This window comes from Pedobacter nanyangensis, assembly GCF_003313505.1.
Lineage (GTDB): Bacteria > Bacteroidota > Bacteroidia > Sphingobacteriales > Sphingobacteriaceae > Pedobacter > Pedobacter nanyangensis.
This window is the reverse complement of the sequence record NZ_QMHO01000008.1, coordinates 145557-172266: the sequence shown is the minus strand read 5'-3', so window position 1 is coordinate 172266 and position 26710 is coordinate 145557. Positions and strand designations below refer to the sequence as shown.

Here is a 26710-nt window from a genome sequence, read left to right as displayed (position 1 = left end):
TAATTTTGTAATGCCAATAGTGGCGTTAAACTGAGCAGGCGATGAGAAAAACTACCATAAAGCAATTGGCGCAAGAACTGCAATTATCTACCTCAACCATTTCCAGAGCATTATCTGATAACTACCAAATCAGTCAAAAAACCAAGGAAAGGGTAAAACGACACGCTATGGAGCGCCGATACACCGTAAACCGATACGCCAAAAGTTTAAGGGAAGGAAGCACCAAAACCATTGGTGTGGTTATTTGCGCCATGGATAAGCCATTTATGGCGCAAGTACTGAACGGGATTTACGACGGTTGTAACCAGGCCGGTTACCAGTTTTTGGTGATGCAAAGCAAGGGCAGCTTTAATGCCGAAAAAGAATGCGTGGAGCGCTTACTCCATAACGGTATCGACGGACTGCTGATTTCACCGAGCTTTAACACCTTTGATTTAAGCTACTTGGTTGAGCAGCAGGCCAAAGGTTTGCCCATGGTATTGTTTGATCGTATTAGCCATCAGATTAAAACGCATCAAGTGGCGGTTGATAATTTTTTGGGCGCACAAACATCGGCCGAGTATCTATTAAAAAAGGGCATGAAGCGGATTTTGGTAATTGGCTGTCTGGAGGAGGTTTGGCTAAGCAGGGAAAGGGTAGATGGATTTTTAAGTACAATGGAACAACTGGCGCCCGGCAAACATTTGTGCGAGGTGGTAAATGTTGATCCCACCTGCAAAGAGCAGTTAACGCAGCAGCTGGAAAAGGTATTTGTTAAGCATTTAAAAGAACAGCACCAATTTGATGCCATATTTGCTACCACGGATACTTTTACCACTACGGCCATTAGGTGCTTGCAGAAATTACGGATCGATATTCCGCTGGTTGGTTTTTGCAACAGCGAGCTTGCCGACATCCTTTTGGGAAATCCTACACGAATTGTACAGCCTGCTTACCAGGTAGGCATGGCCGCAGTAGGACAATTGTTGGAATTGATCAGGCATCCTGGTCAAACTGATTTTGAAACCATCTATTTACCTACTAAATTAGAAGAAGGCATAGGTATATAATAAATTAACTACATACACTCATCAATGATTAAAATGAAAAAGACTGGCATTGCCCTAGTGGCCTTGTCCATAGGTTTAACCGCATGCGCTCAAACGGTTACCGTTGACAACTATTACAACAAGGAAACCAAGAAAACGAAAGACGGAACAACGAAAGATTTCCATTATTTGTGGACGGATCAGGAAATGTCGGGTTTTTCCATTTTTGGCGAAACATTTTTGAAAAATGGCGCAAAGGCGCTAACCAGTCTGGCACAGGCACCTACCCCACAAAATCTAAAAAAAACAGACGTTTATATTATCGTTGATCCAGATCACGTAGGTGATAATCCGAACCCCAATTACATGGATGAGAAACGTGCGCAAATCATTGCCGATTGGGTTAAAGCTGGAGGGGTATTGTTATTGATGGGTAATGATGAAGCTAACGCTGATCTGAAGCATTTTAACATCCTTACGGCAAAATTTGGGTTTACTTTTAACAGTGATATTATTTTGGCAGTAAAGGACGATGAACATTTTGATGATGGTGGAATAGCAACTGCTGGAAGTGATTTGTTTAAAACCTCAAAAAATATCTTTATCAAGAATGCGGCGTCTATAGCCATTCAACACTCGGCAATTCCTGTGCTTCAAACCAAAGATGGAAAAAATGCGATGGTACGTGTTAAATATGGCAAGGGAGTGGTTTTGGCCGTAGGCGATCCTTGGCTTTATAATGAATACACCAATGGAAGATTACCGGCAAGGTTTGAGAACGATAAAGCGGCCAATGATGTAGCGCAGTGGCTTTTGGAACAGGCTAAAAAAGTGAAATAGTTTTTTTAAAACTTACAAAGCCCAACTTTAACTGGAAGCCATGGTTTTGGTTAAACGTCACCACTTTGTGGTTCAAATGAATAATCGTTTATACTATCATTATATCAGCTCTTTGGATTGTTGGTAATAATGGCCCCAGCATGGAGGCAGGGATCAGGCTACTAACTGTTTAGGCAATTCGTTAAGCCCGCCACAACCGCGAGGCGGTGTAATAATTATAACATTTTAAGCCCTGAAAGGGTGACCTATATTTACGTTAGAAAATAAGCCTTAAGCTACTGCTTTGGATTTCTAAGACTTACGAAGTTTTTTAAACTTCGTAAGTCTGACTAGGCCATCATTAATTCAATTTAACGATTCTAATGTTATCATGGTAGGCAATCCTTGTAAGCACATTGTCGGTCAATAGCACATTGCCATTGCTATCTTCCCCAGCTTCGCGGTAAACACCCCATTTAATATAGCCTTTTTGTCCGTTGGACAGCTGTGTGCCGGTAAAAGTACGAGCGTTCAAATTTTGAAAACGAAGGGTGAAATCCTGCTCACCTTGGTATTTGGTGTATATTTTGAAATATCCTGTATTATCTAAAGTCCATTTCACGTCAATACGGAAATCAACCCATTTGTTAATTTGGGGCCTAAAATCAGCAATGACGATACCATTGCCCGTAGCATCATATCTTACCGTAATGGCGTGGCGTTTGGTGAGCAATCTCACGGGCACAGGATCTCCGCCAGATACTTTTAGCTGAAAGATATTATCGCCATAGGGTGGATTTGCCGAGTTCCACTGTTGCCAATCTTTTAAGTAAAGACTGAACTCGTAACGACGTTCCTGTCCCGGGAAAAATAAGGCCTCATTAATGTTGATAGCATCGGCTTCGCTACGATAGGCCTCATTAGAATAGTAACCAGCGTCGCCCAAGGTCACCTTATGTGAAATAGCATAATTGCCACTACGCCCAGGGCTCACCAAACTGGCTGCATCACTGGCCGTGGCTTTGGTAGCCACAATGTCTGCCAAACCGCCATTTAAGGCACCCGTTTCATAGGTGATATTTAAAATGGTGTCGCTATTAATGGCAGTACCGTTTTGGCCGCTGGCATTAGTAGGCTCTTTTTTCTCGGGAGAAGCGTTTGAGCCCTCATTTTTGCCACAAGCCGTACAGGCTATGATACCTGCAAGGGCGAGATAAATAAAACTTTTCACTTCCATTTTACAAACATTTAGTTCGATAATGATTTGATGTTTTTGGTTTTGCCATTCACGGTAATGCTCAGGTTAATTTGCCCTTTGGAAAAATCGTTCCCAGCGTTTTCTTTAAAGCTAATTGCCGGGGCTTTTTGTCCCTCAAAAGGATAAAGTACGGTAACAAAAGTTTGCGTATTGCCATCAGCCTTGTTTTTTTCGAATACAAAAGCTGGTCGTTCCATTTCTTTCCGATATTCGTATGACACCTTGCTTGTTTCGGCATTTAAGTTCACTTTATCTGTCCCTAGATATTGGATCAAGAGGTTGTTGCCATCGGTGTAATTGGTTTGTACGCTGTTTTGGCGATCATTTTTGGCGGCTTTGCTGTCTTCTTTTAAATGGAAATGAACACCTATTTTTCCCGTAGCTTTTCCAATGGCTTGGTCAATGACGATGAAATATTGCTGATCTACAAAAAGTACGGTACGTTGGTGCTCAAGTTCAGGATAGCTAGGGTTTGTGTAGGTAAGCTGATCAAGCTTAGGGCTAGTTTTCCACTGCTTTAGCTTTGCTTTGGTAATTACCATGTTTTTGTTGTCGAGGGTTAAGGTATTGTGCAAACGTGTTTGGCGGTACCACTCCCTTTGCTTCATAATTTCGGCATCGCCACTGTACACATAAACCCCCGCATCAGGCATAAAATTGCGTCCGTTTTTCCAAAGTTCAAAGGTGCCATTATCAGGTTGCGCGTGAAACTCTCCTGGAGGGCTGGCTTTTAATACCATAATGGTTGCAGGATCTTTCCAGGCATTGCGGAACGTATAAAAACCTGCGGTAGTTAGGCCTTTGGATAGGAAATTGGGTGCTTTGCCCGCTTTTCCTTCGGTAGCAAAATAGCGGATGGTTTCATTTTTAGGGAATGCTTCGAGCCAACTGCTGAATTGCCTAAGTCGTACCCTTTTTTCGGCCACCCATGAATCGCCAAACATTGGCGCATTATAATCAGGGAATAGGATGCTGGCAAAAGCAACAATCATACTTTCTACGGTATTTTTATAGCTCTCTGGAAATTCGTTGGCCACATGAGCTTTTTGTGCAGAGCGATAGGCTTTCAGGAAGATATCTATTGAGGCGGCGTGGTAAACCGGAGATAGTTCAAATTGCATTCCATCAGGATATACCTGTTTTTTAATTTCGGCATTAAGTACTTCTATGCCACTTTTTCTCCAGGCTTGGGCATCTTTAAATTCAGGGAAGGACGCTCCTGCAAACAATACCCTTTGCGCTTCAAACAAACGGTGGTTGCCCACGTTGGCGTAGTTAGCAGGAAGGTAATTAGCTTGTTGATGATAGCTGTTTAAAAAGGCCATTAAAAAGGAGGCATTAAAATTGGGCGATTTCACGAAGATATCAAAAGTGGGCACCAGGCTTTGCACCCTGTCCGACACCTCCAACGGCCGCCACGCAAAGCGGTCGTTATCCTTTGATAGTCCTAGTGGGTTTTTCCTGGCCCAATCTAAAAATTGCAGCATCCATTCTTTGGCATAGGCTTCGTTTTTAATGCTGTAATAGCTTAAAGCCATGGCTTGCCACCATTTTACACGGTGAAGCTGCCAACGCACCTCGTTGTCTTTTACCGGCCAATTTTGCCAGTTGATATCGCTTCCATAATCAAAAAAGCCGTAGCCTTTGTGTGGTTGAAAGCGGTGCAATAAGGCACTATCGGCGGTAGCTTTGTTAGCCTTGCTCAAAGGTTGTTTTACGTCTACAATGGCTTCTGCGTTGCTAAAATCAGGCTCCTTTTTCGCATTCCTGAGCTTATAATAGCTCAAAAGGGCTTCGGCCGCTTTTTCATAGTTTCCACTGTCGTAGTTCTTTTTTACGCTTTCCAATCCAGGATAATCCAGGTTGATTACCTGAAAGCTTTCTTTGGTGATCTGTTGTGCTTTAGCAAAAAGCACCAACAGGCAAAGAGCGCAACATAATATCGATTTTTTGTTCATCTGGTATATTGGTTTAAAGTTTTAATTGTATGTGTTTGTTTTTACCTCCAATGTTAACGTTCAAATCTATTTCGCCCTTGGCTAAATCATGTTGGGCATTTGGTGTGATTTGAATGGCGGGAGGCACTTTTCCCTGATAAGGATAAACCACCGTGATAAAATTTTGGTCGGTTGTATTTGTTTTGGGTTTTTCGAATACAAAGGCGGGCCTTGGGCTTTCCTTCTGATACTCGTAGGATACAAAACTGTCTTCCTTTTTTAACGTAGTTTCTTTGTTGAAAGATTGGATCATTAAGTTGTTATCGTCGGTATAAGTCGTATAAACGCGATGGTTGCCTTGGTCAAACCAAGGTTCACTGTCTTCCTTTAAATTAAAATGGATGCCCAGTGTACCAGTTGCCGTACCTATTGCACGGTCTAAAATGATAAAATAGCTTTGGTTTACAAATAAGAAAACCCGTTGATGTTGCAGGTTTGGATAATTTGGGTTGAGGTAGCTCAGTACATCCAGTGTATCAGTGGTTTGCCATTTAAGGAGCTTGGCATCATTTATCAGATCCTGGTTGTTAAGGGTAAGCGTTTGGTGTGCTTTGGTGCTGCGGTACCAATCCCTTTTGGCATTTTCCTGGTCGCCAACATTGGCGTACACAAAACTTCCCGCATCAGGTGTAAAATTTCGACCTTTCACCCAAAGTACAAAGTTGCCGTTATCAGGCTGTGAGTGAAATCCTGCCGGTGGTCCGGCTTTGATTTGCATAACGGTGGCGTTGGTATTCCATCCATTTCTGAAAGCATAAAAGCCCGCGTTGGGCAATTTGCTCGATAAATAGTTGGGTTTTTGTCCCGTAGCCCCATCAGTAGCATAATATTCGATGACTTTGTTTGCAGGAAAAACCTTGGCCCACTCCCTATAGTTCTTCAACATAGTTTCTTTGTTGGTTTTAAAGGAGTTGCCAAACAAAGGATAAGTATAATCCGGAAATGAATACTTGCCAACGCCCAATACCATTTTTTCTACCAGTTGACTGTAGCTTATGGGAAATTCGTTTGCGATACCTGCCAATTGCGCAATGTGTAGGGCATCCAGAAAAATCTTAATGGTACCAATGTGGTAACCTGGCGACAGCTCAAACTGTATACCATCGGGCAATACCTGTTTCTGAATGTCGGCATTGAGTACTTCGATACCACTTTTTCGCCAAGCAACCGCTTGCTTAAACTCGGGGAAATTGCTTCCGGCATACATGAGGTGCAAGGCTTCATACAAACGATGGTTGCCTATATCGGTATAATTGGCCATCACGTAGTTGGCCTGCTCATGATATGATTTTAAGAACTCCATTAAAAAGGCTGGACTAAAATTTGAGGAGCGGAGGAACAGATTGAATAAACCGCTCCAATGGTTCAGCCTAAAAGAAACCACAAAGGCTTTCCAGGCAAAATCTTTGTCGTTGGCATAGGCACCCTGTTTGTTTTTTTTGATCCAGTCCCGTACCTGAAAAACCCATTCTTTGGCATAACGTTCATCGCCAGAGCTTCGATAAACCAGGCCCAAACTTTCCCAAAAAGCGGTTCGGTGTAAAAACGTGGTGAGCAATTGATCTTGTACTGGGCGATATTGCCAGTTGATGTCCTGGCCATAATCATAACTGGGATAGCCTTTGTGGGGCTTAAACTTGTGCACTAAAATATCGTCGGCCAATTGCTGTGTTTCGGCATTTACCTTTTTACCGGCAAATTTCAGGTGGTCGTTGCTGTTGAAGCTAAGATGGTGTACGCCGGTACGTTCCCGGTAGTATTGCAACAAGGCTGTCGCTGCTGCTTCGTATTTGGTATCGGCCACGGCCTTTTTTACCTTTTCCAGCCCAGGGTAGTTCAGGTTGATGTTGGCAAAACTTTCCTTGGTAATGGCCTGTTCCTGCGCCCAACAGTTGGTGCTGAAAATTAATATGGTAATGCAAATGGAAAATTTTATAAGCAAATTCATTTGAACAACATAAAGGTGTATAAATTAAAACATAAGGCATTAAAATTTATTGGAGATATCTGGTTATTTCAACCGTAAGCTGGAGCAGATCCGAAGTTCTGCGATAACCTTTATTTTCAAAGATTTCACAGCTGGGTTTGAAATGAAAGTCTTTCTAAATAAGCATTTTACCTTAATATTTTTTAAATAAAGTTTTAACCGTTATTACTTCATGGTTGGTTTATTTTGCCCTTTAATGGCCACGTATCTTTTTAATGCTTCAAGATAATAATAGTCTGCATAATCCAAAGGAGTGTCTATTTCCGAATTATAAAGAAAAGCGCCTACACTATGTTTTAAGATGAAGAAATTATTTTCTCCGGCCTTGGCCAAATAGTTGTCGGATGATAAAGACTGTAGCATCTCCTCAGCATAGTTGAAATATTTTTGTCCATCCTTAACCTGGGTACTTAAATTAAGCAGGGCTGATGCCATAATTGCAGCAGCAGAGGCATCTCTTGGTGCTTTTTCTTCGGTATCCAAAGCATTGTGCACATCAAAATCCCAAACAGGTACTTTATCTTTTGGCATACGCGGATGATTCATGATAAATTTGGCCACTTGCTCGGCCTGCGTTAAAAATGCTGGATTCCTGGTGTTTTCAAAGCACATGGCATATCCATAAAGTGCCCAGGCCTGCCCACGTGCCCAAGCTGATTCATCAGTAACGCCTTGATGCGTACGTTTAGCCAGTACTTTCCCCGTTTTAGGGTCGTAATCTACCACGTGATATGAACTGAAATCCTTCCTGAAATGGTTTTTAATGGTGGTTAATGCGTGGGTATTTGCGGCATGCACATAATTTGGCTGATTGAACTGCTTGCCGGCCCAGTACAGGTATTCCAGGTTCATCATATTGTCAATAATTACAGGGAAATGCCACCAGCTAAAATCCCAGGAACGAATGGCGCCAACTTTGCTGTCAAAACGTTGATAAAGATGTTTTGCCCCATCGGCCAATGCCGGTAAGTAAGCCTGGTCGCCGGTAATGCGGTAGGCGTTGCCATACGAGCAATATAGCATAAAACCGAGGTCGTGGGTATCTTTAATATATCTGGCAGAGTCGAGCGCTAGGGTAAAGCGCTTGGCCTGGTTGGCCAGTTCCTTATTTCCCGTAAGTTCATATCCGTACCATAATGAGCCCGGAAAAAAACCTGTGGTCCAATCTCGGTAATTGGCCAGTCTTACGGAGCCATCAGGATTGGTTGAGCGTGGATTTTTGCCTGGTTGGTACTTGTTGCTTGCTTGTTTTAATTGGTAGGCTATAATATCGGTGGCTTTTGCCAACCATTTGTTTTGCGTTTGATCCGTTTGGCCATGGGCATACCCACCGTAGGCAATAGCAGTAGCCGTTAGTAAAATCCTAAAGGTCTTTTTCATTAAAGCTTAATAATTCGGTTTATATTTTTGTTAGTTAACGAAAGGTGAAGTTAGCGGATGCTTTTTCTACGGGCTTTTGATTTTCAGTATAATGCTTTTGATTTTGTTGAATGTTGGTTGGCCAGCAAAAAACGCATCACTTTTTAAAACCTACAAGGCTCAGTTGGCACATCTCTATCCACGGTATGACTTCTCTTTTGCTAAGAGGGGGGAGAAACATTTGCCGAAATTCTGGCCAACATTAACGGCCTGCAAACTGCATGGATTTTCAAAGCCTGCGCAGTTTAAATCGCAGTACAAACAATAAAATCAAGGCTATGCTACAGATGTATAGGTTTTTCTCCTTTGGGATTAACTAAATTTGATAGCATTTTAACCAAATTTGAAACATGATGAGCAATAGGTATTGCTATTTTCGCTCCTACCAAATATGACCGAGTTCTGCTCAGCAGTAAACAACAAGAATAGCAAGGGGTTGTCCTTTTACTTTTTATTTTGTTTTGATCCTTGTTGCAGCTTTGCTTTCTCGGCTACAATGTTTTGGTATTTGAGCTGCTAATTAAACAAACTAACCCAACATGAAACAAATCTCATTAACTTTTTTGTTCATCTTCTGTATTTTACAGACGTATGGACAAGATGCCTCCTTAATCAAGGGGATAGTCAGAGATCAAACCAACCAGCCCGTGCCGGGAGCTACCATTACCGAGAAAGGAACTTCCAATGTAGCTATTTCTGGTACTGACGGTGCTTATCAAATTAAAGTGAAGCCAGGTGCTACGCTAGTATTTAGTTACCTGGGCTTTAAAACACAAGAGCAAAGAGTAAACGGAAGGACAACAGTTGATGCCCGTTTGCAAGACGAACAAAACAACCTAAACGAAGTAGTGGTGGTGGGTTATGGACAAACCGCTGCCAGGGGCGATTTAACAGGGGCTATTTCTTCAGTTAAAGGAACAGAAATTGCGAAAGTTCCAGTGCAAAATGTAGCACAGGCTTTGCAAGGGCGTATTGCAGGTGCACAAGTTTCCATGGCCGATGGCACGCCGGGCTCGGAACCCAAAATTACCTTACGCGGAGGGATGTCCATCACCCAAAGTAATGAGCCGCTATACGTAGTGGATGGGGTACCGCAAACCGATGGACTTTCTTTCCTGGATCCTATGGATATCGAATCGGTTGATGTGATGAAAGATGCTTCTTCTACTTCTATTTATGGTGCCCGTGGGGCCAATGGTGTTATTCTTATCACTACCAAAAAAATCAAATCGGGAAAGCTGAGGATTAGCTATGACAATTATGTGGGGGCTAAGAAAATCACTACCGAGCTGCCTATGCTATCGGGATATGAGTATGTTTTGGGACAGTATGAATACGCCGCCAATTCTTCGGCGGCCGTTCAGCAGAAATTTTTATCCGCTTATGGAACTTTTGCCGACTTGAAAAAGAACTATGAAAATAGGGCAGGCAACAACTATCAGGATGTGCTTTTTGGCAATACAGCCATGAGCCAATACCACAAGTTTAGCGTAAACGGTGGCAATAACGAAACGCAGTTCAACGTTTTTTATTCGCACAATCAAGATGAGGGCATTATGACCTCGAGCGGTTCGGTAAAGGATATTGCCAAGCTAACCGTGAACCACAATGTTAGTAAAAAGCTAACGGTGAATGCCATTGTGAACTACGCCAACCAGCAAATTACCGGGATAGGTACTACTGAAGGTGGTAACGCTCGTTTAAGTTTCTTACAAAATATCCTTCAATACCGACCAATAATAGGTTTAAACGGAAGTGATCAGGATTTGTTAACGCAAGATCTAGACCCGCTGGATCCAAATTCCAGTTTGCCTACCTTCCAAAATCCACAAACGGCCGCAGAGGCTAACCAAAGGGATAACCGGATCAAATCACTGAACCTAAATGCCAGTTTACAGTACCATTTTCTGAAGAACCTAACTTACCGTGGTTTGGTGAGCTATTCAGATATCAGTAATAAAACTAAAGCATTTACAGATTCAAGGTCTGTGGTAGCCTTTAGAAGTGGCGGCGCCTTTGGAAGCATTGGCCAAAATGCCTCTACCCGTTTTAACTACAATAACACCATCACCTATGCCAATACTTTTAACAAAGCGCATAAGTTAGATGTTTCGGTGGGCCAGGAGTATATCTACAATTATAACGAAGGTTTTTCTACATCGGCCTCTGCTTTCCCTGCCGAAAATGTAGGCTGGGACAACCTGGGTTTCGGAACGCTTACGGTTATACCAAGTTCTTTCGCTCAGGATGAAAAGATGTTGTCGTTTTTTGGCAGGACCAATTACAGCTATAAAGGCAGATATCTGTTAACCGCTAGTTTACGTGTTGATGGTTCTTCCAAATTTGGGGCAGATAACCGTTGGGGCGTTTTCCCTTCGGCTGCCTTGGCCTGGAAAGTTGTTCAGGAAGATTTCATGAAATCCGTACGGGCCGTTTCTGATTTGAAACTGCGCTTTAGCTATGGTACAGCAGGCAATAACAGAATTGCCAACTATTTGGCCTTCGGTACTTTTGGCAATGTGAGCTATCCCTTAAACAACCAGCCAACTACCGGCGTAGCGCTAAACACTTTACCCAACCCGGCTTTAAAATGGGAGGCGTTGCAAAGCGCCAATATTGGTTTGGATTTAGGCTTGTTTAAACAAAGGGTTACCTTAACTACCGAGATATATAGCAATCGTTCTAAAGATTTGCTGTTCAGTTCCCGTATTCCGGCCAGCTCTGGCTTCGCTACACAGTTGAGGAACATTGGTACTACATCCAGTAAGGGCGTAGAATTTACGCTAAGTACCGTAAACGTACGTAACGCCAATTTTAATTGGAACAGTACCTTAAACTTTGCCTTCAATAAAACCAAAGTACTCAGTTTAAGTGAAAATGAAACTTCTATGGTGGTAAATAGCTACACCAATACCAACGATTATATTTTGCAAGTTGGCCAGCCAGTAGGCAACATGTACGGATATATTCAAGATGGCTTATATCAGGTAAGTGATTTCGATTATAACGCCACTACCAATACCTACACACTTAAAAGTGGTGTAGTAACTGATGCAACTACGGTTAAGCCGGGGTATATCAAGTTTAAGGATTTGAATGGCGATGGTAAGATTGATGAAAGGGACCGTACCATTTTAGGTAACGGAAACCCTAAATTTACCGGAGGGTTTAACAATACCTTCAGCTACAAAGGGATTGATTTAAGTGTGTTCCTTAACTGGTCAGTTGGGGGCAAGGTGTATAATGCCAATAAGCTTAACATGCAGCTTTTGGACGAATACAGCAATGACTTTGCCTATACCGCTAACCGTTGGACCACCATTAACGCCAACGGGCAATTAGCTTCGCCTGCCGAGCTGGAAGCATTGAACCAAGGCAAAACTATTCCAAATACTATTGGCACACAGGACAGGCGTTTGTATGATAAAATGATTGAGAGCGGTTCGTTCTTGCGGATCAATAACGTGAGCCTAGGTTATACGCTGCCACAAAAATGGTTGAGCAAGGTAAAGGTTGGAAATGCCCGCATTTATGTAACGGCCTACAATCTGCATGTATTTTCTAACTACTCTGGCTATGACCCTGAAGTAAGCGTAATGAGAAGTGGCGTAACCCCCGGAGTTGATTTTAGTGCCTACCCAAGGGCAAAATCTTTTGTGGCAGGTATTAATGTATCCTTATAATTATTAATCGAGATGAAAATGAAATTCATAAATAATAAAGTTTGGTTAAGCGCAATCTGTTTATCACTTTTTGCCACATCTTGTAAAAAAGCATTAGAGGTACAGCCATATTCTTCTTTTACCAGTGCTAATTTCTTCGAGAACGAAAATCAGGCCTATATGGCAACCTTAGGGGTTTATCAATCACTTGGCCAACAGGCCACCTATGGCTGGTACATTAATTTGGTTTATGATAATGATACCGATATTTCACAAATAGATGGAAATGTGGATGCCAACCAATGGCGGGCAATTCCGCATTATGCTGCTACCAAAGAAAGCGCATTTTTAGACCAAACTTGGATAGCGCTTTATCAGGGGATAGGAAGAGCTAACGTGGTTATAGCGCAAATTCCTCAAATGGAAACCTATAGCAACGGAACAGCAGCCCAAAAAGCAGTTCTAAATAGATTGATGGGCGAGGCCAAGTTCCTGCGGGCCTACTATTACTTTGATTTGGTGCGCTTATTTGGCGATGTGCCTCTTAAGCTTACACCATCGCAAGCTGGAGAAAAATTTGGTGTTCCTTCAACTGATCGCTATGTAATTTACGATCAAATCATTAAAGACATGAAAGAGGCGGCCGAAGTATTGCCCGCTACTTTGCCTACCGATGAAAGAATCAATAAATGGGGAGCAAAAGCCGTGTTGGCTAGGGTGGCCCTATATGCGGGAGGATATTCGTTGCGCAATAAAGGCGGTGTGGGTGTAATGGAAAGACCAGCCAATTACAAAACTTATTATACATTAGCTAAACAACAAATTGATGACGTGATCGGAAGTAATTTGTATTCACTTAATACTGATTATACCAAGGTGTTCAAAAATCAATGTCAACATATACTAGAGCCCAAGGAGAGCTTGTTTGAGGTTGCCTTCTTTAATCAGGCTAGTTCAAGCGTTGGTGGTAATGCAGTGGGCCAATTTAATGCCCCAACAACGGCCAATGGAGTTTACAGATCGGCCAACTCAAGGGTTTTAGTACTCAAGCCATTTTTTGATTCGTTTGATCTTAAGGATCTTCGACGCGATTTTTCGGTAGCAGCCTATCAGATCAACGCCACAGGTTTGAAAGTTCCCTATCTGGCTTCAAGGGGAGAAGAAAACTGGAGAGTAGGTAAATGGAGCAGGGAATACCAAACCGGAGCTTTACAAGAGCAGCAAAGTACCAATATCAATACTGTTTTAATGCGGTATGCCGATGTGCTGTTGATGCGTGCCGAGGTAGAAAATGAGCTAAACGAGGGGCCAAACGCCCTGGCCTATGATGCCATTAATGAAGTAAGAAGGAGGGGCTATGGCGTAAATATGCCGGGCAATAGCATTGCCATTGAATTAACCTCTGCAGGTAGCGGCTATTCGGCGGTGCCAACCTTTACCATCACTGGCGGTGGCGGAACCGGTGCTATTGGCGGTGCAAACTTGATTTCATCTACTGGTGCCCTAGGCCCAATGACCGTGGTTGCCACTGGCTATCCTAATACCATTAATGCAGGCTATGGCTACACCAGCGCACCAACCGTAACGGTAACCAACCCATGGCCCGATAATACGGCAAATTGGGCCGCAGCCAGGGCTTACACGGTTGGGACTTACGTAAAACAAGGCAATAATTATTACAGAGTAGCTACCGCGGGCACTTCTACCAATACACCGCCAACACATACTTCGGGCAATTCGGCGGCAGCCAGCACGGGAGCGGTATTTACCTATGCCAGTACCGCTGTAGTAAAAGCTAACCTATTGCCAAAGCCCACCAACGCCGATGCAGATTTGGCAACAGGATTGAACAAACAAACGTTTTTTGATGCCATTGTAAAAGAAAGAGCGCTTGAGTTGAGCTTTGAAGGTTTACGCAGGGGCGATTTAATACGTTGGAATATCCTGGGGGCAAAAATTGCCTACACCAAATCAATTATCCGTACCAACTATACCTACGTATCAGCCACTAATTTTAGAGCAAATCAGCATGAACTTTATCCAATACCTTTAAGTGAAACTGATGTAAACAAATCAATTGGGCAAAACCCTGGATATTAAAATCAAAAAAATGAAGAAATCACTATTGATGGGCTTAATGCTTTTGGCAGCGTCGGCTGTTTTTGCCCAAACCAAACCAAAAAGCATGAAAGAAGTAAGAGATTCGGTGTTTACCTCGCTGAATTTATCTGCTGAAAACAAGCAAAAAATGCATGATCTTATCTTGGAGGTAAGCAAGGCAAAGGCCGAAATTACTAAAGATGCTAGCCTGACCGAGGAAGAAAAGAAAGCAAAGTTGGAGGAGCTTAGCAAGGCCCAGAGCAAGAAAGAACAGGAAATCATGACTCCTGAGCAAAGAGCCGCCTGGGCCAAGTTTGCCAAAGAATATAAACGTCCAAAAAACTAATCCGAAGTGTGTCATCATGGCACACTTCAATTTTAATATTAAATACCGATGCGAGTTTTCTTATGCCTAATGCTGTGGTGCTTTTCTGTACTTTTTGTAAAAGCACAGGAACAAACCAAACCCAACATCATCTTGATCATGACCGATCAGCAAACCGCTGATGCCATGAGCAATGCAGGGAATAAAGATCTGTACACTCCTGCCATGGATAGGCTGGCAGCTAATGGTGTACGCTTTACCAAAGCCTATTGTGCACAGCCCTTATGTACACCTTCACGCACCGCCATTTTTAGTGGTAAAATGCCTTACGAAACAGGTTTTGTAGGCAATGCGCCAGAAAAAGATGGCCTATGGTCTGATAGTTTGATGGTAATGGGCAAGATACTGAAGAACGGAGGGTATAAAACCGGTTATGTAGGGAAATGGCATTTGCCGATCCCCACTACCAAAGTAAGCCAGCACGGTTTTGACTATATCGAAAATACCAACTTTTTGGATTATAATGATGCGGCAACACCTGCTTACTGTGCTCGTTTTTTAAAGGAAAATAAGAATAATCCGTTTTTGCTGGTGGCTTCTTTCTTAAACCCTCATGATATTTGTGAGTGGGCTAGGGGCGACGCCTTAAAAATGGACGTGTTGGCGGATGCCCCGCCGCCACATTTATGTCCAGAGTTGCCCCCTAACTGGGACATACAGGCCAATGAACCTAAAATTGTGAGAGAACAGCAAAAAGTAAGTTTCAGGACCTATCCAACCGTGAACTGGACCCCCGGCCAATGGCGCCAATACCGATGGGCCTATAACCGCTTGGTAGAAAAGGTAGACGTGTATATCGGCATGCTATTGGCTTCGTTAAAGAAATATGGCCTCGAAAAAAATACCATCATCATTTTTACTGCCGACCACGGCGATGGTTATGCCGCACATCGTTGGAACCAGAAGCAAATCCTATATGAAGAATCAGCCAAAATACCTTTCATCGTTGCTAAATTGGGCCAATGGCAGCCACGTACCGACGAAATGCTGGTATGCAACGGCGTGGATATCATTCCTACCATTGGAGGTTTTACGGGGGTAAAATTGCCCAGTTATCTTAAAGGCGTTGATTTAAGTAAGAGAATAGCGGAGCCTACTAAACAATTGAGGGACACCTTGGTTATTGAAACAGATTTTGCAGATAACGAACAGCTCATGGGAATTAACGGAAGGGCAGTTATCACCAAAGATTTGAAGTATATCGTTTATAACCAAGGAGAAATTAGGGAGCAATTGTTTGATTTGAGCAAAGATCCGTGGGAGATGAAAAATTTAGCCTTTGACAAGGCATATTCCAAAAAGCTTAAAGGCATGCGCAGCTACCTGAAACAATGGTGCAAGCAAAATGGTGATTCCTTTAACTCCGGATGGTAATTTTCATTCCAACTTGTTTCTGTTTAAGAGATACCAGCCAGAACACCATTATGGTACCTGTGCTATTTGAACCTCGTAGCTTTAAAACCTGCGAGGTTGGCAACAAAACAAGGTATAAAACCACCGCTAACCAAAATTGAATGTTATTTAACCAAAATTGAAATAGCGCATATCCTTAGGTTTTTAGTTTTGATTGGCGGTAAATACTGCCCTAACCAATTATTTAACAGAAGAATTTGTTTACCAAAAAACCTAGGGGTATGAAAAAAACTCTACTTACATTTTTTGCTTTGGCGATAGCTGCTTGCGCTCACGCACAGTTTACACCCAATAATTTGGTAGTTACCAAAGTAACGCCTAATTCAACTTATAATCGGGCTGCTACGGTAAGCTTAGAGGAATATGCGCCCATTGGCGGGGCAGCAGTATCTTCAACCAATTTATCTATCGGAGATGATTTTTATCTCCCCTACGGATCCGCCAGCAATCAGTTTACAGGCTATTTAAATTTGTCTACCGATCAGCAGTTGCTTACCCTTTATGGTTACAATCAGCTTCCACCAAGTGCGGGCAATACCGAGCTGTTTTCAATTAATGCACCAAGTAGAACCTTTGTGGCCGTAAATGCCAATCAAACGGTAACCAAAATTGTAACCAATGCGCATACCAACGCCAATGTAAACAGGGGAGCTATGGCCTATCCTCTTGGCGATGGCACTTATGGTACCTATTTGTTTGGCCATGGTGCCGGCACCAGGTATTCGGTTTACGATCCAACCTCAGCTACACTTTCAACCTCGGTATCGGTTAATTCATTGAATACCATTAGTGCAAAAATATACCATGGTAAACTTTATGCCTCTAGCCAGGTTGGCAATATTGGGGTTAATGCTTTTGATGCCAACCTGCCAACGGCTGCCAGTAGCGTAACATCTCCAGCACCTTTGTTGGCCTTAACTAATGCGCATGATTTTGTATTGTTTAAAATAGGTGCCAATCAGGTAATGTACGTGGGAACTGCGGCCAGCGCCGCAACAGCTGCCGATGGCTTGTTTAAATATTACTCTACAGATCATGGCGCTACTTGGACAGCCGCAGGAAAAATAGATGGCAATATCAGTACCGTTGCCGATAATGGCTTTAGGTTTTTAACAGGCAGGATAGAGAACGATAAGATCACTATTTACGCTGTTACTTCAAACAATACCACCAATAGCATTAAAAAAATCACCGATGAAACCGCCTACAACACCACCATTGGCAATGCCACGGTAGGTATAACCATCAGCAATGTGGCTACGGCTCCAACAGGTTCGGGATTTAGAGGACTAGCCTTTACACCGGGCACTACGGTAACCCTTCCGGTAACGTTGGCCGAAAAACTTAGCGCAAAGGCTTTAGGCACCCATGTGGCATTGAGCTGGGCAACGGCATCAGAGCAGCACAGCAATCGTTTTGAAATATGGCATGCTACCAACGGTAAAGATTTTAGCCAAATTGGACAACGGCCTACCAATACACCAAATGGTGCAAAATATAGTTTCACGCATAATAATGCGCCAAAAGGGAATAATTATTATCAGCTACAGCAAGTAGATCAAGATGGTCAGCGTACCACTTATGGCCCAGCGGTTGCTTTTGTAGCGTTATCATCAGCTGATTTTACCGTGAAAGCAAGCAGAACAGGAGTAAGCCTTCAGCTCAACAGCGAGCAAGCGTTAAAAGTAGGCAGCATCAGCATTACTGATATAACTGGCCGTGTGGTAGCTAAGCAACAGGTAGCCATTGCTATTGGAATTAACCAATATGAACTTCCATTAACCCTAGCTAAAGGTGTTTACGTAGCCACGGTAAAAGGAGAGGGCTTGCAATTGGTTAAAAAGTTTGCACTAAACTAACAATAATTATATTTGGTTTCGGGAGGCCACCTTCATTGGTGGCCTCCTACATTTATATGGGGTAATTTGTAGGTGTTTTTTCGAAGCTTATCCTTAACTTGTTAATGAAATTAATACGGTTTTATGAAAAGTAGGGCCTTTTTGGCGTATTTATGTATCAGCTTTTTTTTTCTTTGCCTAGCAATTGGCGATGCCCGTGCCCAGCGAGACGAAAAGCATTTCCGTAATATCTCGGTGGATAAGGGCCTATCGCAAAGCACCGTATTTTCAATAGCGCAAGATACACTGGGCTTTATATGGATGGCTACCAAAGATGGCCTTAACCGGTATGATGGTAGGCGTTTTGCCATTTATCGCCCTGTACATGCCAATCCTAAAAGCATTGCCTCAAGTTACATCAGTTATTTATATGTAGATAAAAGCGGGCAGTTATGGGTGGGCGGCAACCGGGGCATCAGCAAATACAATTATGCTACCGATGATTTTGAAAACTACCAGTTGGCTCGCACTGCGGGAGAATGGAATATTTCCGGCATCATTGAAGATGGCCATAAAAACCTGTGGGCCAGTTCAACCGGAGGCGATATTTTCAGCTACTCGAAAACTGCCAAAAAGTTTGTCCCCCTCAATGTAGATGTAAGAGCCTACGGCATCAAGCACGTTTCTTTTATCAATTATTGGAAAAATAGCTTGGTAGTGGGTACAGAGTTAGGCCTGTACCAGTTATCAACCCAAAAACTGAAATTTGACCAGCTTGATTTGGGCATTGCAAAACCCGAGGTAAACTGTGGCTATGTAGATGGTGATTGGTTACTGTTGGGTACGGAGGGAAGCGGCTTGATCAGTTTACATGCCAAAACTGGCATAGTAAAGGTCGTTAAGCATTCATCGGCTCCAAATACTTTGGCCGATAACAATGTAAGAGCAATCAGCAAAGATCAATCGGGCAACATTTGGGTGGGCACTTTTAGGGGCCTTTCCATTTACAATACCAAAAGCCAAACTTTTCAAAACTACTACCACCAGCTTTCGCAGCCATTTACGTTAAGCCAAAATTCGGTGCGCTGTATTTTTAGGGACAGGCAAAACGGGATGTGGCTGGGTACGTATTATGGCGGAGTAAACTATTACCATCAAAATCATATTAAATTTAACCTGCTGAGCCAAAAAACAGGCGAACTTTCGCTGAACGACGAGGTGGTAAGTATTATTAAGGAAGACAGCGAAGGAAGCATTTGGATTGGAACCAATGATAAGGGATTGAATTATTGGAACCGCAAAAACAACCGTATCAGTTATTACACCGCTAGGGAAAGAAATGCAAGCGGCCTAAATACCAATAACATTAAATCGTTGGTATTTGGCCCCAACAATCAGGTGCTTATTGGTACGCATAATGGCGGGCTTAATGTGCTTGATAAAAATACGGGCGCCGTAAAACATTACCTGCACAACGACGCCAACCCACAAAGTATTGCTGGCAATTTGGTGTATAGTTTGCTTAAGGACAACCGGGGCCGTATTTGGGTAGGAACTTATTCGGGCCTAGATCAATTTAACCCGAAAACAGGGGTTTTTACTCACTTCCTGTTGGATAATGCAGGCCGTAGGCTGCGGTCGGATGAAATTACTTACCTGTTCCAGGACAGCAAAAATCGCATTTGGATTGGCACCACCAGTGGTGTAGCCCAATTTTATCCTGACAACCTGCTGTTTGGCCTATTGCCCAACTCCAAATTGGCAGATGACATGATTAATTGCGTGGCCGAAGATCAAAAAGGCCGCATTTGGATTGGTACCCGTAGAGGAATTGCGCTTTATGACGAAAAAAGCCGCTCGTTCATTACCAGCGACACCAGGAAAGACTTTTTGAATGGTACCGTTTACGGCATTGTGCCCGATGAAAACGGTAGCCTGTGGATTTCTACCAACCATGGCTTGGTACAATTTAGTCCTGATCAGGGCCATATCCATACCTTTGACGAAAAGGATGGCCTACAAAGCAACCAGTTTAACGAATACGCTTTTTGCAGGACCTCGGATGGCATGTTGCTATTCGGGGGCATCAAGGGGATCTCCTATTTCTATCCTTCGTGGGTAAAGCAAGCAGCAGTTAAGCTACAATTGCGTTTAACCGGCCTCGAGGTGCTTGGCAAAAACGTGGTTTTTAATGATGGAACCGATATTTTGGAAGGCCCTATTGACGAGGCAACCCAAATCACCCTAGGCCCGGAGAGCAAGCAGTTCAATGTCTATTTCAACAGTTTTAACTACCTATCGGCCAATCGTACCTACTATCTGTACAAATTGGATGGTTTTGATACCGATTGGCAATCAACCGAAGACCCAAAGGTAGCTTACAATAATGTGCCAGCAGGTACTTACGCCTTTTTGGTTAAGGCCATTGGGCCAAATGGCGAAGAAAGCAACCTCAAGAAACTGGAAGTTAAAATTGAGCCGCTATGGTATAAATCTACTTGGTTTTATTTATTGTTGCTGGCCTTACTGTTTGGCTTTTCCTATCTGGCCTATCGTATTGTTTCCGAGCGTATGAGTACCCTGCACCAATTGAAAATGGAACGCTTGGATAAGGAAAAGGTACAGTACATTAATCAGGTAAAGATGGACTTTTTTACCAATGTTTCGCATGAGCTGCGCACACCTTTAACGCTGCTGCTGGCACCATTGGAAGAAATGTTGGAGCGGGTAGGTCCCGATAAATGGCTACGCAAACAACATGAGCTCATGTTCTCCAATGCCAAACGCCTGTACCATTTGGTTGATCAGTTGTTTGAATTTAAAAAGACCGAACGAGGTACCCGTAAACTAAAGGTAATCCGTGGCGATATGGTGAGTTTTGTGCAGGAAATTTATGAATCGTTTAAGCCGCTGGCCGAAAAGAACCACATCCATTACACTTATCAGCCGGCTACATCAGCTTTATCTTTGCTTTTTGATAGAGATGCTTTGGAGAAAATGTTGTTCAACTTACTGTCCAATGCCTTTAAGTACACACAGCCGCAACAGCGGATCAGTGTCATTTTAGCCATAAAGGATAATTTTGTGGTACTGGAAGTGAGCGATACAGGTATGGGCATTGCCGCAGAGGAACTGGATAAAGTATTTGACCGTTTTTACCAAGTGGATGGCGGCGAGGCCAATTTGGGTTCAGGTGTGGGCTTGGCATTTACCAAACGTTTGGTAGAGCTGCATCATGGCCGTATTTATGTAGAAAGTGAACTGGGCAAGGGAAGTAGCTTTGTAATTGAGCTGCCCATGTCAGAGCATTATTACACCGATGATAGTAAACCAAAGGTTGACGCGCAGGAGCTTGAACGCAAAGCGGAAAAACTGGGCTTGGTAGAAGAAGCTGGAGTGGAGGTTGAACAGTTGCAAGAGCAAGGATTTAAAACTGCCAAAATTTTATTGGTAGATGATCACGAGGAAATCTTAAGCTATCTAGAGGAGTTTCTGCAAGATAGCTTTGAGATACATACCGCCACCGATGGACAAAAAGCTTTGCAATATTTGGAAGATAATGTGGTTGATTTGGTGCTAAGCGATGTCATGATGCCTGAATTGGATGGGCTACATTTGTGCAAGCGCATTAAGCAAAACATTAACACTTCTCACATTCCAGTGATTTTACTCACCGCAAAATCAGAATTGTCGCAGCAGTTAAAGGGCATGGAAATGGGGGCCGATGATTATATTACCAAGCCTTTTTCGCCGCCATTGCTCAAAGCTAAACTGCTCAATATCCTTAAATCGCGTAAGCGCCTTAAAGAATATTACGCCGAAAACAAGGAAATTGTTCCCGAGAATATTGCCTTTAATACCATTGATGAAGAATTTTTAAAGGAAGCCATTGCGATCATTGAAAACCACCTATCTGACTCCGATTTCTCGGTAGATAAGTTCAGCAGGGAAATAGGCATGAGCAGGTCCAACCTCTATCTCAAGTTTAAAGCCATTACAGGCGAATCGGCTACTGATTTCATTAAACGGATTCGCTTTACGAAGGCCGTGGAGCTGATGCAAACACAACGTTACACCATCGCACAAATTGCTTATATGTGTGGTTTTAATTCACCTTCTTATTTCTCTACCGCATTTAAGCAGTACTATGGCTACATGCCATCAGAGTATATGGAAAAGAAAAAAGCCGAGTAAATTTGCCTCAAACAGCAAGAGCACCGATCAGGTGCTCTTTTGCCAATTATTTGAAATCCTTACAAGCTAAATCTTTCAGGTTTTTGCCTTGGTAAAGAAGGAAAAACTCCGTTCGGCGGTTAAGTTGTTGTTGCGCTTCGGTACAGTTTACACCGTCCTTACAATGGTTCACCAAGTGCTGTTCGCCGTAGTAGCTGATCTTGATCCTGCTTGCTTCAATACCTCGGTTAACCAGGTATTGCTTGGCCGATTGCGATCTGCGTTGGGACAGGGCCATATTGTAGGCGTGGGAAGCCCGGCTATCACAATAACTGGACGCTACCAGCTCAAACTCTGTATGCTGCTTAAGGAAGATCGCCAGCTTGTCGGCAACAGCTGCGGCATCCTTTCTAATAAAAGACTTATCCAAATCATAATAGATGATGAATTGTTTGATCAGGTTTTTGATCGAATCGCAATTTTCAACAGAGGTCTTGCTGATTGCTGTTTCCATCAGCTTTTCCAAGGCAATGTTTCTGAACAGCACGGTATCATTGTTGATCCCTTGTGTTCCGATGTCTAAATGTACAGCCTGATAGTTTGGTACATGGGTAAAAACGCCAATGCTTGCCTCCTTTGGAAGCTCATAGGTGAAATTTCCATTTGCATCTGTTTTGACATACAATTGCTGGTTAGGTAGTTTAAGGCCGATATTAAGGTTGGCTAATGCTTGTCCGGTAGTTTTTTCGGATAAATTACCTTTAAGGATGATTTTGTAGTCCTGATAGTTGAAAGCGTAAATATCATCATTCCCCCTACGATTGGAAGTAAAGAAACCCTGTAGGCCATTTTCATCTCTGATCAAAGAAAAATCGTCTACTGATGAGTTGATTGGCGCTCCCAGGTTGATCGGCTTGCCCACTACTGTAGTGCCATCAAGCTCACTTTGGAAAATATCCAAACCTCCCAAACCAGCGTGCCCAGTAGAAGAAAAGAACAGCGTAGCATCCTGGTATAAAGTAGGAAACAGCTCGTCTCCCTCGGTATTGATGCCTTTGCCCATGTTTATCGGTTTGCTCCACGCTTCGTTAATTCCTGTTCTGGTGCAATAATACAAATCGGAACCTCCAAAACCGCCTGGCATATCTGAGGCAAAAATGAGTAGGGTACCTTGTTTGTTTAGGGCCGGATGACCAACAGAATATTCGTCGCTATTGTAGGCAAATGGTTCCAGCGCATCAAAGCCTGGTGCGGCGGCGGTGTACATTTTAAGTTTGGTGATACCATCGCTGCTTTTTCTGGCCTTGCCTTTAAAATAGTTATTGCGGGTAAACATCAGCGAACCATCAGGTAAAAGCGCCGCCGGACCTTCATGGTACTTGGTATTGACAAAGCCCATGAATTTGCCTGCCAAATTTTGATTGCCCAACGCTTTGGACAGTGTGTCGTTCATTACCGATGGATGATCTACAAATGTTCTGCTGTCGTTACTGGTACGGCGGGTATCATCGTTATTGATCCGGTAATAAGCTTTTGGACTTGGATTAGACTTTGCTGCACGCAATATGCTATCCACATTTACCGTACTTATTTTGCTCAATTCATCTACATAATAGAGGTCGGAAAAAGGTGTTTGATCCCATCCAAATACATTTTTAGTGAGCTTTTCTGATTTTCGATTGCTCACAAAAAGTAGCCCATTTTGATAGTACATTGGCGCATATTCTGATAAGGAAGTATTTAAATTGGTAAAACCGATTTTCCAGCGCTTTTTGTGTTGCATAAAGCCAGCTACGCTAGGGTAGGTTTTGGCAAAATCCAAAGCCCTTGTATCGTTGTTGGCCAAGGCCAGATATTTGTGGTACCATTTTTCGGATGCTTCATATTGGCTAAGGTTGGCCAATACCTCGGCATAAGCCAGCGCCCATTCGGGCTTTAGTGGGCTTATATTAACCAACTTGCCATACCATTGCGCAGCAGGGGCGTATTGTTTGGTTTTGCGGTACGAATTGGCCAAAAGTTCAATGGCCTTTGTATTATCAGGCTGCTCCTGTAATACTTTCTCTAAAAGCGGAATGGCATAGGCATACTTAAGGGCGTTGTACTGTTTTTCGGCACTGGTCAAAGTAGCATCAGTTTTTCCTTTTTGTGCAAAAGTAGAACTTGGTACCAAGGCCGCAACCATTAAAAATACGATGATGTGGGTAATTTTGATCTTCATTTTTGACTAGGCTAGGTGTTAAAAATATCGAGGCGAAATGGTTTTGCCCTTTTCGAAGCCGAACTCGTAACGTAACATGATTTCGTGGCTGCCCGAGTTAAATTGTACCAGTTTAGTTGTGCTGCGGTCGTAAGAGTAGCCCAACCTGAGCTGGGGGCTAGCTTGCACCTCCATCATGGCAGCCAAGTCGGCACTGGTGCGGTATTGCATGCCAATGGAAAATACTTGCTTGATCCATAAATTAGCATTGAGATCGGCTTGTATTGGCGCTCCTTTAACGCCCTTGATCAGCACAGAAGGTTTAAGGTCAAAATCTTCCGATAATGGAAACACATAACCCGAAGCAAGGAAAAGGTGAAGTGCCTGGCCTCTAAACACATTGTCGTTGGTTACCGTAAAGTTATTTAGCTGATTGTTGAGCAATTGTGGCGCCGATAGGCCGATGTAAAACCTGTCGGAGTTGTAGTATATCCCAGTGCCTAAATTGAGCAAGCCTTTGTTGATATCGCTATTGAAGGCTACGTCGGTTGAACTGTAGGTATTCAACGGAACCGAACTCAATGCGGCCCGGTATTGGCTGTAGCCCGCTTGCAAGCCAAAAGAAAGGGTTCCCGTTTCCATGCGGATACGATAGGCATAACTGAGCAGGGCGCCGCTATTTTGCGTAACCCCAATCTTATCACTAAATACCTGCAGGCCTAAACCTATTTTTTTGTTGTTCAACGGCGCATCAATCGTAAATGTTAATGTTTCGGGAGCACCGTCAATACCTACCCATTGGCTACGGTAAAGCGCCGTAGCCGAGGTGATGTTCCTGCTTCCTGCATAGGCCGGATTAATGGCCAGAGTATTAAACATGTATTGCGAATACATGGCCTCTTGCTGGGCATTTACTTTTCCAACGAATAATGAGGCTATAAAAACTAATATGAGAGATCTTTTCATTTCTTATCGTTTTAAAGTAATGTTACCTACGTATTTTTCTTTCCCATCTAGAATGACAATGTAGAAGTAGGTGCCTTCCGGAAGATCTTGCCCAATGGATACTCCCTCGGTACATCTACCGTCCCAATCATTCTTGTAGTCATTACTGCGGTATACCCGATTTCCCCATCGGTTAAACACCTCAAGTGACAAGCGTTTAAAGCCAATGTTTTCAATGACGAAGGTATCATTGGTGCCATCACCGTTAGGAGAAAAGCCGCCAGGGATAAACTCCTTAGGCCTTTGCAGGTCAATAGGAGTTGGATTGGCGGGACTTACATCACCATCATTTTTAGGGTCTGGCTTCAAACCATCTGTCGATTCATCGGTGGCTTTAAGTCCAGTAACGCTTTCTCCCTCTGCAATGGCCTTGTTGTAGTAGGTGGTTTTGGTTCCGCTCGTTAACGTAACGTTTACAACCAATTCAATTTGTTGCAGCTGGCCAATAGCCAATGTATTTCCAGGCTGTAGCATTTCGATATCGGTTGTGCCGTTAAATGCGGTATTTACATTTAGGCTGCCCAAGCTGCGAATATTTCTCACTTGAAATACTGCGCCGTTAAATGCCTGCCTCAAATCGTCTTTGATACTTACATTTTTAAACGGCGCCGAGCCATAGTTGCCTACGGTAAACCTATAGGTGATATCGTAAGAACCATTGGTGGTTTTTACCGCATTTACAAAGGCTTTTGCCAAGCCTATTTTAGGTACATCTTTAACATTAACAATTACTGTGGCAACATTAGATACGAAGCCATTAGCATCCTTAATGGTGTAAGTAAAGCTATCAGTGCCCTGGTAGTTGGCGTTTGGCGTATAAATTACACGTCCAGTGGCTGGATCAATACTTAATGTACCATGCTGTGGCTGTTGTATAATAATTAGCGTATTTGGTACTAAGTTGGCACCGCCCTTGGTGTCGTTATCCAAAATATTAATGGTAATGGGCACATTAGGAGGTGTAGTAGCATTGTCGTTGTTTGCCGTAGGAGGCGCTGGCAACGCCAGTACGGTAGGCGTATCATTGGCTTCTGTAGTACCAGATACATCATTTATTTCGGTGCTGGCAGGCGTAGTTGCTTTTACAGTTGCCGTGTTACTTATGGAGCCCGCAATAATGTCAAGCTGTGTTAAAGTATAATTGGCCGTGGTGCTTACGCTAGCCCCCGGTAATAGTCCACCAACAGGTACGGTTACGGCAAGGTTGCTTAGGCCTAGTTTGGCATCTGTTAGGTTGATATTATTTAAGGTTACGTTACCAGTGTTTTTAATGATGAACGTATAAGTTACCAGCGTGCCGTTTCTAACCGCAGATTTCACCAGGGTGATCTTGGGGTTTGCCGGCACGGCAGTTTCCGTTGGGGTATCGTTTGTTCCGGTTGTGCCCGATTTGTCGGTTACGTTGGCCGCCGATGGGTCCTTGGCG

Annotated in this window: 15 protein-coding genes; 8 read left to right on the top strand and 7 right to left on the bottom strand. The window is 43.2% G+C overall.

Features of this window, described 5'->3' with window-relative positions:
* The first annotated feature begins 41 nt into the window (after positions 1-41).
* Together DUT71_RS14335 and DUT71_RS14330 are read left to right on the top strand one after the other, a co-directional pair.
* Positions 42-1049 (top strand): LacI family DNA-binding transcriptional regulator, encoded by a 1008-nt coding sequence (locus tag DUT71_RS14335; RefSeq protein WP_113663229.1) that lies wholly within the window; start codon positions 42-44, stop codon positions 1047-1049.
* Positions 1050-1073: 24 nt separating this feature from the next.
* Entirely contained in the window at positions 1074-1868 is a 795-nt protein-coding gene (locus tag DUT71_RS14330; protein WP_113663228.1) for a hypothetical protein, read from the top strand.
* Positions 1869-2208: 340 nt separating this feature from the next.
* On the opposite strand, the gene DUT71_RS14325 is transcribed toward DUT71_RS14330, so the two are convergent.
* From DUT71_RS14325 to DUT71_RS14310, 4 genes are all read right to left on the bottom strand, one after another.
* Positions 2209-3084, bottom strand: coding sequence for a heparin lyase I family protein (locus DUT71_RS14325; protein ID WP_113663227.1), 876 nt, complete (start codon positions 3082-3084; stop codon positions 2209-2211).
* 11 nt (positions 3085-3095) lie between these two features.
* Complete coding sequence (gene hepC / locus DUT71_RS14320; RefSeq protein ID WP_113663226.1) at positions 3096-5063, bottom strand: heparin-sulfate lyase HepC; 1968 nt, start codon at positions 5061-5063, stop codon at positions 3096-3098.
* A 13-nt stretch (positions 5064-5076) separates the two neighbouring features.
* A complete protein-coding gene (gene hepC, locus DUT71_RS14315; protein ID WP_113663225.1) occupies positions 5077-7050 on the bottom strand; it encodes a heparin-sulfate lyase HepC in 1974 nt (657 codons plus the stop codon).
* Between the two features lie 204 nt (positions 7051-7254).
* A complete protein-coding gene (locus DUT71_RS14310; protein ID WP_113663224.1) occupies positions 7255-8469 on the bottom strand; it encodes a glycoside hydrolase family 88 protein in 1215 nt (404 codons plus the stop codon).
* Between the two features lie 578 nt (positions 8470-9047).
* Here DUT71_RS14310 and DUT71_RS14300 point away from each other — a divergent pair.
* The 6 genes from DUT71_RS14300 (at position 9048) to DUT71_RS14275 (ending at position 22100) form a co-directional block, all read left to right on the top strand.
* Positions 9048-12191 (top strand): SusC/RagA family TonB-linked outer membrane protein, encoded by a 3144-nt coding sequence (locus DUT71_RS14300; RefSeq protein ID WP_113663222.1) that lies wholly within the window; start codon positions 9048-9050, stop codon positions 12189-12191.
* A gap of 18 nt (positions 12192-12209) precedes the next feature.
* Positions 12210-14270, top strand: coding sequence for a RagB/SusD family nutrient uptake outer membrane protein (locus DUT71_RS14295; RefSeq protein ID WP_162796058.1), 2061 nt, complete (start codon positions 12210-12212; stop codon positions 14268-14270).
* Between the two features lie 10 nt (positions 14271-14280).
* Positions 14281-14616: a hypothetical protein gene (locus tag DUT71_RS14290; RefSeq protein ID WP_162796057.1), complete on the top strand. Its 336-nt coding sequence runs from the start codon at positions 14281-14283 to the stop codon at positions 14614-14616.
* Between the two features lie 48 nt (positions 14617-14664).
* Positions 14665-16029 (top strand): sulfatase family protein, encoded by a 1365-nt coding sequence (locus DUT71_RS14285; RefSeq protein ID WP_113663219.1) that lies wholly within the window; start codon positions 14665-14667, stop codon positions 16027-16029.
* Between the two features lie 260 nt (positions 16030-16289).
* On the top strand, positions 16290-17927 hold the full coding sequence (locus tag DUT71_RS14280; RefSeq protein WP_113663218.1) for a T9SS type A sorting domain-containing protein: 1638 nt from the start codon (positions 16290-16292) through the stop codon (positions 17925-17927).
* Positions 17928-18050: 123 nt separating this feature from the next.
* Positions 18051-22100, top strand: coding sequence for a two-component regulator propeller domain-containing protein (locus DUT71_RS14275; RefSeq protein WP_113663217.1), 4050 nt, complete (start codon positions 18051-18053; stop codon positions 22098-22100).
* 46 nt (positions 22101-22146) lie between these two features.
* Here the strand turns inward: DUT71_RS14275 and DUT71_RS14270 are convergent, their stop codons facing one another.
* The 3 genes from DUT71_RS14270 to DUT71_RS14260 form a co-directional block, all read right to left on the bottom strand.
* Entirely contained in the window at positions 22147-24300 is a 2154-nt protein-coding gene (locus DUT71_RS14270) for an OmpA family protein (RefSeq protein ID WP_113663216.1), read from the bottom strand.
* An 18-nt stretch (positions 24301-24318) separates the two neighbouring features.
* On the bottom strand, positions 24319-25245 hold the full coding sequence (locus DUT71_RS14265) for a PorP/SprF family type IX secretion system membrane protein (protein WP_113663215.1): 927 nt from the start codon (positions 25243-25245) through the stop codon (positions 24319-24321).
* A 3-nt stretch (positions 25246-25248) separates the two neighbouring features.
* The coding region (locus DUT71_RS14260) for a DUF7507 domain-containing protein (protein WP_162796056.1) at positions 25249-26710 on the bottom strand (1462 nt) is incomplete at its 5' end.

What these genes read in the sequence shown, in the direction of transcription:
- DUT71_RS14335 (WP_113663229.1), top strand. Translation starts at nt 42, where the DNA reads ATGAGAAAAACTACCATAAAGCAATTGGCGCAAGAACTGCAATTATCT.
- DUT71_RS14330 (WP_113663228.1), top strand. Translation starts at nt 1,074, where the DNA reads ATGATTAAAATGAAAAAGACTGGCATTGCCCTAGTGGCCTTGTCCATA.
- DUT71_RS14325 (WP_113663227.1), bottom strand. Translation starts at nt 3,084, where the DNA reads ATGGAAGTGAAAAGTTTTATTTATCTCGCCCTTGCAGGTATCATAGCC.
- hepC (WP_113663226.1), bottom strand. Translation starts at nt 5,063, where the DNA reads ATGAACAAAAAATCGATATTATGTTGCGCTCTTTGCCTGTTGGTGCTT.
- hepC (WP_113663225.1), bottom strand. Translation starts at nt 7,050, where the DNA reads ATGAATTTGCTTATAAAATTTTCCATTTGCATTACCATATTAATTTTC.
- DUT71_RS14310 (WP_113663224.1), bottom strand. Translation starts at nt 8,469, where the DNA reads ATGAAAAAGACCTTTAGGATTTTACTAACGGCTACTGCTATTGCCTAC.
- DUT71_RS14300 (WP_113663222.1), top strand. Translation starts at nt 9,048, where the DNA reads ATGAAACAAATCTCATTAACTTTTTTGTTCATCTTCTGTATTTTACAG.
- DUT71_RS14295 (WP_162796058.1), top strand. Translation starts at nt 12,210, where the DNA reads ATGAAATTCATAAATAATAAAGTTTGGTTAAGCGCAATCTGTTTATCA.
- DUT71_RS14290 (WP_162796057.1), top strand. Translation starts at nt 14,281, where the DNA reads ATGAAGAAATCACTATTGATGGGCTTAATGCTTTTGGCAGCGTCGGCT.
- DUT71_RS14285 (WP_113663219.1), top strand. Translation starts at nt 14,665, where the DNA reads ATGCGAGTTTTCTTATGCCTAATGCTGTGGTGCTTTTCTGTACTTTTT.
- DUT71_RS14280 (WP_113663218.1), top strand. Translation starts at nt 16,290, where the DNA reads ATGAAAAAAACTCTACTTACATTTTTTGCTTTGGCGATAGCTGCTTGC.
- DUT71_RS14275 (WP_113663217.1), top strand. Translation starts at nt 18,051, where the DNA reads ATGAAAAGTAGGGCCTTTTTGGCGTATTTATGTATCAGCTTTTTTTTT.
- DUT71_RS14270 (WP_113663216.1), bottom strand. Translation starts at nt 24,300, where the DNA reads ATGAAGATCAAAATTACCCACATCATCGTATTTTTAATGGTTGCGGCC.
- DUT71_RS14265 (WP_113663215.1), bottom strand. Translation starts at nt 25,245, where the DNA reads ATGAAAAGATCTCTCATATTAGTTTTTATAGCCTCATTATTCGTTGGA.